This is a genomic window from Cecembia lonarensis LW9 (genome assembly GCF_000298295.1).
In the GTDB taxonomy this organism is placed as follows: Bacteria; Bacteroidota; Bacteroidia; order Cytophagales; family Cyclobacteriaceae; genus Cecembia; species Cecembia lonarensis.
On sequence record NZ_AMGM01000023.1, the window covers coordinates 47,643 to 57,506 of the forward strand.

Annotated in this window: 9 protein-coding genes; 3 read left to right on the forward strand and 6 right to left on the reverse strand. The window is 42.0% G+C overall.

Going from position 1 to position 9,864, the window contains the following annotated elements; translation table 11 throughout:
* Positions 1–75 precede the first annotated feature (75 nt).
* Both B879_RS09130 and B879_RS23180 read left to right on the forward strand, forming a co-directional pair.
* Positions 76–327 (forward strand): DUF6364 family protein, encoded by a 252-nt coding sequence (locus B879_RS09130; protein WP_009184883.1) that lies wholly within the window; start codon positions 76–78, stop codon positions 325–327.
* A complete protein-coding gene (locus B879_RS23180; protein WP_009184884.1) occupies positions 320–736 on the forward strand; it encodes a type II toxin-antitoxin system VapC family toxin in 417 nt (138 codons plus the stop codon). The genes B879_RS09130 and B879_RS23180 overlap by 8 nt, the downstream gene beginning before the upstream one ends.
* Here B879_RS23180 and B879_RS09140 read toward each other — a convergent pair.
* Positions 733–1,332 carry an HD domain-containing protein gene (locus B879_RS09140; protein ID WP_009184885.1) on the reverse strand — a complete coding sequence of 200 codons (600 nt, stop codon included), beginning with the start codon at positions 1,330–1,332 and terminating at the stop codon, positions 733–735. The genes B879_RS23180 and B879_RS09140 overlap by 4 nt on opposite strands.
* An 81-nt stretch (positions 1,333–1,413) precedes the next feature.
* Here B879_RS09140 and B879_RS09145 point away from each other — a divergent pair, with 81 nt between their 5' ends.
* Positions 1,414–2,052, forward strand: coding sequence for a PAS domain-containing protein (locus B879_RS09145; protein ID WP_202949610.1), 639 nt, complete (start codon positions 1,414–1,416; stop codon positions 2,050–2,052).
* A gap of 8 nt (positions 2,053–2,060) precedes the next feature.
* Here B879_RS09145 and B879_RS09150 read toward each other — a convergent pair whose 3' ends face one another.
* The 5 genes from B879_RS09150 to B879_RS09170 form a co-directional block, all read right to left on the reverse strand.
* Positions 2,061–2,651 carry a DUF2911 domain-containing protein gene (locus tag B879_RS09150; protein WP_009184887.1) on the reverse strand — a complete coding sequence of 197 codons (591 nt, stop codon included), beginning with the start codon at positions 2,649–2,651 and terminating at the stop codon, positions 2,061–2,063.
* A gap of 129 nt (positions 2,652–2,780) precedes the next feature.
* Positions 2,781–4,538: an efflux RND transporter periplasmic adaptor subunit gene (locus B879_RS09155; protein ID WP_009184888.1), complete on the reverse strand. Its 1,758-nt coding sequence runs from the start codon at positions 4,536–4,538 to the stop codon at positions 2,781–2,783.
* 142 nt (positions 4,539–4,680) lie between these two features.
* A complete protein-coding gene (locus B879_RS09160) occupies positions 4,681–6,222 on the reverse strand; it encodes a TolC family protein (protein ID WP_009184889.1) in 1,542 nt (513 codons plus the stop codon).
* The gene (locus B879_RS09165; protein ID WP_009184890.1) at positions 6,219–6,611 is read right to left on the reverse strand and encodes a four helix bundle protein; all 393 of its coding nucleotides are present in this window, start codon (positions 6,609–6,611) and stop codon (positions 6,219–6,221) included. Before B879_RS09165 ends, B879_RS09160 begins: the two co-directional genes overlap by 4 nt.
* Positions 6,612–6,680: 69 nt before the next feature.
* Positions 6,681–9,864 (reverse strand): efflux RND transporter permease subunit (locus B879_RS09170; RefSeq protein ID WP_040400401.1); only part of this gene is annotated, 3,184 nt, incomplete at its 5' end.

Sequence of the window (9,864 nt, forward strand, 5' to 3'; positions counted from 1 at the left end):
GCCAAATCTTCCATTTGCAACAATATTATGAATTTTTAAAAAAAAATACGTATTTTTGATTAAACACGTGCATTCATGAAGACTAAACTTACCTTAACCATCAAAAAGAGTGTTATTGAAACTGCTAAGAAAAGGGCAAAGGCTAGAGGCATATCATTGTCAAGAATGATTGAAGAAATTTTTGAAGATTCATCCGATAATCCTATTCAAACCGAGGAGCAACGGGCAGCCAAGAGGTTATTGGAAAGGTTAAAAAGTGCACCAACCATTGAAACTAAATCTGACAAAGACTTACTCAAAGAATTTATAAAAAGGAAATATGCCTGAAGTTTATCTGGATACTGACGTTGCTTTTGATATTATTTCCAAAAGATCTCCCTATTTTGAAACATCCGTTAAACTCATTGATCTTTTTCTCAAAAATAAAATAGAGCTATTGTTTGGTGAATGCAGTCTTGGGAATCTATTTTATTTGACGTTTGAAATATACAAACTTGAAGATTCAACAAAACTATTAGAAGATTTTACAGCTTCTTGCAAGATCATTTCAGGAGGAAAAACAGCCTTGAGAGAAGCATTAAGATCAGAATTCCATGATAAAGAAGATGCCTTACAATACTATACTGCTCTGAATTATGGCGCAGATTATTTTATTACCCGAAATGTCAAAGATTATAAAAAAGCGACTGAAAATTTACAGGTCTTGACTCCTATGGAATTTTTAAATTCTTTTTAACCCCTCAATTGATGATCAATCACAAATTGAATCAATTCATCTACTGAAATCCCAGCCCTTTGGGAGGCATCTGCGATATCATCCCGGCTGACCTGAGCGGCAAAACTTTTGTCTTTCAAGCGCTTTTTCACTCCTTTGATCTCCATACCGTCATATCCCTGCGGTCGCATCAGGGAATAAGCATGTACAAATCCTGACAGTTCATCAAAAGCATAGAGCATCTTATCCAGTTCTGAATCAGGATCAACACCAAAATATTTGGGTCCATGGGAAGCAATGGCCTTGATCATCCGCGGATCTTGATTGCGTTCCTCTAATTCTTCTATAATTTTTCGACAATGCTGCTCAGGCCATTGGTCCCAGTCTGCATCATGCAGCAAGCCAGATAAGTGCCAAAGCTTTTGGGTAAATTCATCATAACCTTTTGAAGCCGCATAAGCCTTCATCAAATGACCTACCTGCAACATATGAAAAACCAATTTCTCATTGGTAACCCATGAATTCAAAAGTTGCCTTGCCTCTTCCACATCCATCAGTTGACCCAAATTGGCCTGATTTCCAAAAGTATCTCTGTTCAAAAGCAGTGAATCTTCCATTTTAAATGCATTTAAATGTTATTTGAATATTTTTTTTGCTTTTTAACTTACAGGAAAGTATATTGGTTCAAATTTTTAACAATGAACCCAGGTAAACTTTCAAGTCTTCAGGTTGAGGAAAAATTAAACTCCTCATCTTATTTGTTTGCGATTTTATTAGACGAAAGTCATCAAATAACTAGCATTAATCCCAAACTTAACAAAACCTGGGAATTTGCTGAATCACAGCTTATCGGCTCTAATTTTTCTGCATACGTTTTCCCTGAAGATTTTTCAAAATATCAATTCCTGTTGAAAAACGCACTATCTCACAAAGAAAGAAGTTTCACCATCGACCTGAGAATATTAAGAGGGGATGGAAAAGACTTTGAATGGTCAAAATGGGAGTTTTTCTTAAGATACTCCAGAAAAAAATTGGCTGATATTACAGGGATAGGTCATAAAACCGGTACCCCAGATGATGAGAACAATCATGCCATTATCCTACTTCAAAAACAACAGGAACTACTTAAAAACCTGACCTTCAACCAATCTCATGACATGAGGGCAAGATTGGCCAATATTTTAGGGATTTTAGAACTGATGGACCATGAAAAAAACGCAGCTGGAAACGGTAAGCTTTTAAATATGCTAAAATCAGAAGCAGAAAAACTGGACAATGCCCTTAAAGAGAGCATTGCCCATTTTGTAAGTTTAAATACTTATATGGAAGAAAAATGAATGTGAGCTTAATTGACGCTCAACTTCACTTCAAATCCCGTTTCACTCCAAGCAAACTTAAGGAGCCCATTTTTCTCATCCACTTCAAGCACTTCAAATCTGAGCTGTTCGACAGGTTCTTCCAAATTTGAGGGAATCACTTCCCATCTGCCCACATCTTCAGATTCCTCGTAATCATCTGCTAAATGCTGTTCATAATTCTTATTGAGAATTAAGGTCCATTTTTCCCTTCCTGGAATAGTGAAAAGGGCATATTTCCCTGCTGGGATTGATTTCCCTTCTATCTCAAGGTCTTCATTAAAGGATATACTTGTGGCAGTATGTGCCCCTGTCACCCAGACTTCGCCAAAGGCCACCAAGCCCCCGAATATTTCCCTTCCCCTGACACTTGGAGCGGAATAATCAATATGGACGTGGTTAGATCCAATATTCGCCATGGCCGCTGTCCTTGGACTTTTCGAATTTGAAGATCCCGTATGGGCACTGTGGTCATGGTGTGAATGCTCCTCTTTGGCTTTCTCCTTTTGTTCCGACTTCTCCGAAGCACAGGAGATCATAAGTAAAGTGGCTATGATGAGGATATAGGTTCTGATTTTCATATCATTTCTTATTGTTAGATTAATTATTTTTTATCAAAACATTAGTTGATGTTTAGATTTTGGGGTATTGGGTAAAGCTCAATATCAAAACATCAGCCAATATCAACCCGGTATCAATTAATATCTAATTTAATGTTGATGACCCACATGCGCCTCTGGCTTTTTATCTGAAGATGAAGTCACTCTCTTCCCCGGTTGATAGGTTTCTTTTACCTCTCCACAGGTCAGCATCATGTCACCAAAATAGGGGTTCCGGATTTCTTTTTCTCCGCTGAGCCAGTAAGCCCCTTTGTCTCTGAAGGCCATGGGACAGTATTGGCGGTAAATGGTTTGCTCCGTTACCCCAAAATATTCCACCGCCTCAATAAGATTATCTGACAAGGTTTCGAAATGCTTCCGCTGTTCTTCTACATCAGAAGTTTGGGCTATTTTGTCCAAGCTGCTTTGCATAGGTTTCAAAATATCCATCCAAATATCATGAGCTTTGTCCTCTAACAACTTCATATCTACTTTTGCCAAAATGGCTTTCGCAGGATTGACCGTGTTTTGGGTTTCTTTGGCATCTGTCTTCACTAAAGCATTCTTGATGGGTAGATAAGCCTTTACAAAAGCAGTCAATTGGGCCTTGAATTCCTCCGGTACTTCAATGGACTTCACTTCTGGCCTGAGCATCATGCTGTAATTCCCCGACAACTGGGCCGCTGCATCTACAGCAAAAACCCCATTGCTGACCACTTGATCCCCTTCTTCAACTCCGGAAAGCACCAAATAATCATCTCCAACACGAGGTCCCAGTTCAATTTCCCGCATTTCAAACGCAGGAGCTTCCTTATTACCTACCTGCACATAGACCACAGATCTGGGACCTGTCCATAAAATGGACGTTTTGGGAACCATCAAGCCAGTTTGAGTGGACTGTGCAGTGGAAATGATAGCTGAAACAAACATTTCCGGTTTCAATTCAAAATTCCTATTTGCTGCCTCTGCACGAACACCCACAGTACGGGTATCCGGATTCAGCACAGGGTCGATATAGGTCACCTTGGCTTTGAACTCCCTGCCCGGATAAGCAGACACCAGAAAACTCAAATCATCACCTTTACGGATGGCACCCAGATCAGATTCATAGGCATCCAGGATTACCCAAACGGTACTTAAATCCACAATTTCAAATAGGACCGAACCTCTGTTGACAAAATCTCCCACAGCCACATTTCTGGCAGTAACTACGCCCGCGACATCAGCATAGACATCAAACTGGGTTTGAATCTGCCCGGATTGCTCTATGCGGGCAATTTGATCATCAGAAATCTTCCAAAGCCTTAACTTCTCTTTTGCCGCTTGATAGAGCGCAGGCTGCCGTTCTTTGATTTTCGCTGTTTCCAAGAGTTCTTTTTGGGCATTGACCAACTCTGGTGAATACAATGTTGCTAACTTCTCTCCTCTCCTCACTTCCTGTCCGGTGAAGTTGACAAACAATTGATCAACCCTGCCGGCAAAATTGGCCGTCAGACTTTTGACCCGTTGCTCATTGGTTTGGATTTTACCGGTCAAGGTCAGTTTACCGGTACCGGCTCCTGATTTCACACGGGTCAATTGTACATTGGAAAGCGCAACGGCCTCAGGTGTCATTTCCAGAACGAATGGATTGGAATCACCGGAACCGCTACTTACAGGAGTCAAAGCCATTCCACAAAGTGGACATTGCCCGGGTTCATTTTGACGGATCTGAGGGTGCATGGAACAGGTATAAATCGTCCCATCTTCCGCAACATGGAAGTGTTCGTGGTCAGGATGATCATCAGTCCCTCGGACCAACCAACCTGCTAAGCCACCAAAGAAAAGGCAGCCAAGGATGATGATGAGTATGTTCTTTTTGTTGTTCATTGTCTTATTTGAAAATCTATATCTATTTCATTTTGATGATAGATATTGATGGATATTAGATATTCACGGATATTGGGGAGCAACAAGTCAGAAACCTAGTCTCCAATATCATAATATCAATCAGTATCCATAAATATCTATTTCATATCCCAACCAACGTTTCCACCCTCGCAAATTCAATCTCCCTTTCAATCTTCGTATTCAGGAGATTCAATCGGAAATCCAAAAGCTCTCGCTGAATATTTAGGATTTCTTCGAAGGAACTTCCCTCGGTGGCATAAGCTGTTACAGAAAGTTCCAAGGTTTGCTCGGATAATTCGATTTGCTCTTCTAAAAGCCTGACTTTGCGGTCCGCATCTTTGATAGAGGCAAGGATAGATTCAAACTCTGCTTCCAGATTTCTTTGCAAGTCTTCTTTTTGGCGCTCATTGGCTTCCCTGTAAAGTCTGGATTCTGCTTCCATGGCTTTATACTTTTTGCGGTAAATGGGCAAAGAAACTGTTGCCATTGGCATGACCATATTATTGCCCATTCCTGCTGGCATATAATCCATCCCCCCCATACCACCGGGAACACCAGATTCTGGTCTAGGGGAAAAGACCATGTAATTCAATCCCAATCCAAACATGGGCCTTCCTTCTAATTTCGCCATTTCCCCTTGCTTTTGAAACGCCAATCCTTCTTTTTCCAGCATGAGCAGCATGGGATTGCTTTCAAGAATTTGCTCCAACATGGCAATTTCCCAGCCCATTTCTTTTTTGCTTCCCAATTGGCTTTGAATGTTGACCGGCTCGTTTTTATCCCTTCCAAGCAATTGGTTGAATCGGACCAAAAGTGGTCTCTTGTCTACTTCTAACTGTTGTAAATCAGATTCCAAAGCTTTAATCTGCACCTGTAAGCGAAGCACATCTGTCAGCTTTCCAGAACCTCCCCCAGAACCCATACTGGACATGGAAGCAGCAGACCCCGATGACTGCCCCATTGCTGAAGCACGCGAAGTACTTCCTCCTCCCATGCCCATACCATCATCTCCTCCACTTGGCTGTCCTCCTCTGGCAGGTCGGCTAACAGCAGTTGAAACTGAGGAGACGGCCTCAGAAGTATTGCCTCCTTGGTAACGGATAATGGCCAATTGCTCCAAAGATTTCAAAATCTCCAGATTAGCACTAGTAATATCCATGGTGTTTTGCAATTGCTGTAACTGAAAATAAGTCTCCTTTACCTGATACAAGAGCACATTGCGTTGCTGCCGAAACTCCTCATATTTGGCTTCGGCCATCAGGGTGGCCTCATCCTTCTGCGTCCTCAACATCCCAAACCAAGGGAACATTTGCATCACCGAGGCCTCAGCCCGCTGATTCCCCATCAACAATTCCATCGGCCTGGTAAATACCCCAATGTTCAATTGGGGTGATTCGAGACTTACCTGATTGGTTTTTTCCAAGGAGGCCTGATAGATTTTGAAACTACCCTGCAAAGCAGGATTGTTTTCTGCGGCTATTTCAAGGTAATCTTCCAAGGTTTGTGCGCTGGATTGAAATAGGATGGAAATAGAAAGTAATACCACAAGGAATAGATATTTGTGGATATTGAAGGATATTGATAGATATTGATTTAGATACCAACTTCTTTTCCTGGAATAAGAATTAGCTATTCTCTTCTTTATTATTAATTCTTCCTTCATTTCAATTCATTTTTTGAATTGTAAATAGATTTGATATAGTTATTTAATTTTACAGCTAATTTTTCAGCTGTATCCTTTGCATCTTTAAACTCATCATCAGAAATAACGCCCCTTTCATGCATCAAACTCAGCCAGTGATTTACTGACTCCAATTTGGAACCCCTACTATTATATAAAAATCTTATCCTGTCTAAATAATGATACCTTCCATAAGCTTCTGCTATATTTGCGCCTATAGAGTCTGAAGATTCAATAAATTGATCCCCCATAATCTTTCTCATTTGCCAATTTAATTTTGAATAAATGGCCCATGCTTTTTTTGATAATGATCTCGATAATTGATAGACCTCTAAGTCTTCCAATTTTATATAATCTTTATTTTCCCCCATGACATCAATAATTTAATTAAACACTTGATTTACAGGATAATATCTGCAAATATCCAATATCAATAAATATCAATTCCTTTTTAACCTAAATTCTTGATACTTACCATAAAGCACCGGCACAATAAACAACGAAATCAATGCCACCGTCATCCCTCCAAAGGCTGGAATGGCCATAGGGATCATGATGTCCGAACCGCGACCTGAACTGGTGAGAACAGGTAACAAAGCCAATAAAGTAGTAGCAGTGGTCATCAGACAAGGCCTCACCCTTTTCAATCCTGCCTCCAAAACTGCTTTGCGGACCTCTTTAACGTTATCAGGTTTGATCTTTTCGAAACTTTGCTTGAGGTAAGTTCCCATCACCACGCCATCATCCGTCGCAATACCAAAGAGGGCGATAAACCCTACCCAAACGGCCACAGATAGGTTGAAGGTCCGCATCTGGAAGAGCTCCCGCATATTGGTGCCCAAGAAATTGAAATCAAAGAACCAATCTTGTCCATAAAGCCACAGCATCATGAAGCCCCCCGAAAAGGCCATAGCAATGGCAGAGAAAATCATCAATACCATGGCTGTAGAGCGGAACTGCAGGAATAAAATCAGGAAAATCACCGCTAATGACAATGGAATCACAATCGCTAAGCGCTTCTCTGCCCGGATCTGGTTCTCATAACTTCCAGAGAAGGTGTAAGAAACTCCAGCAGGCACTTCCAATTCACCTGAATTGATTTTTTGTTGGATATAATTGCGGGCATCGTCTACAACAGAACCTTCTGCAAAACCATCCCTTTTATCAAACAAAACATACCCTACCAAAAAGGTATTTTCGCCACGGATCATCATCGGTCCTGGCCGGTAATTGATCTCTGCCAACTGACCCAATGGTATCTGAGCACCCGTAGGTGTGCTGACCAATATACGTCTCAAAGCCTCTGGATCGTCTCTATATTCCCGGGCATACCGCGCACGGATGGCATAGCGCTCCCTTCCTTCCACTGTGGTACTCAAAGTCATCCCACCGATGGCTACCTCTATGAATTCCTGCACATCGGCAATATTCAGCCCAAATCTACCCAGTTGGGTCCGGTCCAAATCAATTTCCAAATAGGGCTTCCCTAAGGAACGGTCGGCGAATACAGCTTCTCCCTTTACTGAAGGAACTTCTTTCAAGACAGATTCCAACTTCAAACTAAAGGATTCAATGGTTTCCAGATTTGGCCCATACACCTTCATCCCCATAGGGGCACGCATCCCGGTCTGCAACATTACCAGGCGGGTTTCGATCGGTTGGAGTTTAGGTGCAGAAGTCACCCCTGGCAGGTTGGATGTCCTTACCTGGATTTCATCCCATATATCATCAGGCGTACGGATTTCATCCCTCCACTGGCGAAAATATTGACCACGCCTTTCATCAGGCACTAAGTACTTGGCAACATTCCTAATCACAGCCCTGCGCTGGGATTCCTCCATGTAATTCTTATCGTTATCCCAGATTGCCCCATCCTGACGGTCATACCACCATGCTTTTCCATTCACTTCAAGCTGATAATTGCCTTCTTTATCCACTTTGAAGCGAAGTTTTCTGGCATTGTCATCTTGCAGGTATTCCGTCTTGTAATTGATGATGTTCTCATACATGGACATGGGAGCAGGATCCAAAGGGCTTTCTGCCCTACCTGCTTTTCCTACCACCATCTCCACTTCTGGTATGGCCTGAACCAACATGTCAAGTTGTTTGACAATTTGCATATTGGCCTCTACACCAGAATGCGGCATGGAAGTAGGCATCAAAAGAAAAGAACCCTCATTCAAGGCAGGCATAAATTCCTTCCCCATGCCAGGGAAAGTATGCGTCAAACCCGACCATACAGAAGTTGTGCGGATATTTACATTCAGCTTGTCAAATCCAGTGGCCACAAATCCAAAGATTTTCCCAAATCCTAACCAAATATTCAATGCTAAGAGGATGACAGTCAAAGGAATCAGTAAAAACACCTTTGCATTCACTAAACACCAGTTCAACAATTGGGCATAGTAACGGATAAATAAAGCAAATACCCCCAAGACCAAACCAACCACCAAACCGATAAAGAGAAAGTTCACAAAAACGGATTGGGTCAAACCCAAAGGTCTCCATTCAATCGCCAACAATATCGAAACCGCCACCACGGCAATAAACATGGCTATCTGATTCTTGTAGCGTCCCTCCTGTGTTTGTTTCGGGAAAAAGTGATGGATTAAATGATTGGCAGAAAATGCCAACAATACCCATCCCGCCCAAGGGAAGTAAAACAGCAATACCAGACCTGTCAATCCCATCAAAACATTCAAAATGGTTTTGTAATGCTTAGACTTGACCTTTGCACCGAAAACCCAATGGGCAAAAGCCGGCATAAAGACCAAAGTAAAAATCAATGCCGCTATCAAAGCAAAAGTTTTGGTGTAGGCTAAAGGTCCAAAAAGTTTACCCTCTGCGGCCTGAAGCGTAAAGACCGGCAAAAAGCTGACGATAGTGGTCATCACCGCAGTCAGTATCGCCGAACTCACTTCAGTGGTGGCTTCATAGATAATTTGAAATTTGGATTTTTTATTACCTGATTCTTCCAAATGGCGAAGGATATTTTCATTCAGAATAATTCCTAAATCCACCATGGTTCCAATGGCAATGGCAATTCCTGACAAGGCTACAATGTTCGCATCCACCCCCACATACTTCATCATGATGAAGCACATCAATACTGCCAAAGGCAATAGTGCGGAGATCAGGAGAGAAGCCCTCAAATTGTACACCATTACCATAATCACGATGATGGTAATCAGAATCTGTAAACTGATGGCTTCATTCAGTGTATTCAAGGTTTCCTTGATCAAGCCTGAACGGTCATAGAAAGGCACGATGGTCACTTTGGAAACCGTCCCGTCTTCCAATGTCTTGCTGGGCAGTCCTGGAGAGATTTCATCAATTTTAGATTTAATGGCATCAATCACCTGCAGTGGGTTGTCACCATAGCGGGCTACGACTACCCCACCAACAGCTTCAGCACCTCCTTTGTCCAAGATGGCTCTTTCTGCACGGCTGGCCGGTCCAATATTCACTTTGGCAATATCCCGGATACGAAGGGGTACATTATTGCTCACCTTGACCACTGCCTTCTCAATGTCTTCCAATGACTTCACATAACCCAAGCCCCTCACGATGAATTCCACCTGATTGATTTCCATGGTATTGGCACCGATATCCAAATTAGACTGC

Coding starts and splice junctions, on each gene's coding strand:
- B879_RS09130 (WP_009184883.1), top strand. CDS start 76: ATGAAGACTAAACTTACCTTAACCATCAAAAAGAGTGTTATTGAAACT.
- B879_RS23180 (WP_009184884.1), top strand. CDS start 320: ATGCCTGAAGTTTATCTGGATACTGACGTTGCTTTTGATATTATTTCC.
- B879_RS09140 (WP_009184885.1), bottom strand. CDS start 1,332: ATGGAAGATTCACTGCTTTTGAACAGAGATACTTTTGGAAATCAGGCC.
- B879_RS09145 (WP_202949610.1), top strand. CDS start 1,414: ATGAACCCAGGTAAACTTTCAAGTCTTCAGGTTGAGGAAAAATTAAAC.
- B879_RS09150 (WP_009184887.1), bottom strand. CDS start 2,651: ATGAAAATCAGAACCTATATCCTCATCATAGCCACTTTACTTATGATC.
- B879_RS09155 (WP_009184888.1), bottom strand. CDS start 4,538: ATGAACAACAAAAAGAACATACTCATCATCATCCTTGGCTGCCTTTTC.
- B879_RS09160 (WP_009184889.1), bottom strand. CDS start 6,222: ATGAAGGAAGAATTAATAATAAAGAAGAGAATAGCTAATTCTTATTCC.
- B879_RS09165 (WP_009184890.1), bottom strand. CDS start 6,611: ATGGGGGAAAATAAAGATTATATAAAATTGGAAGACTTAGAGGTCTAT.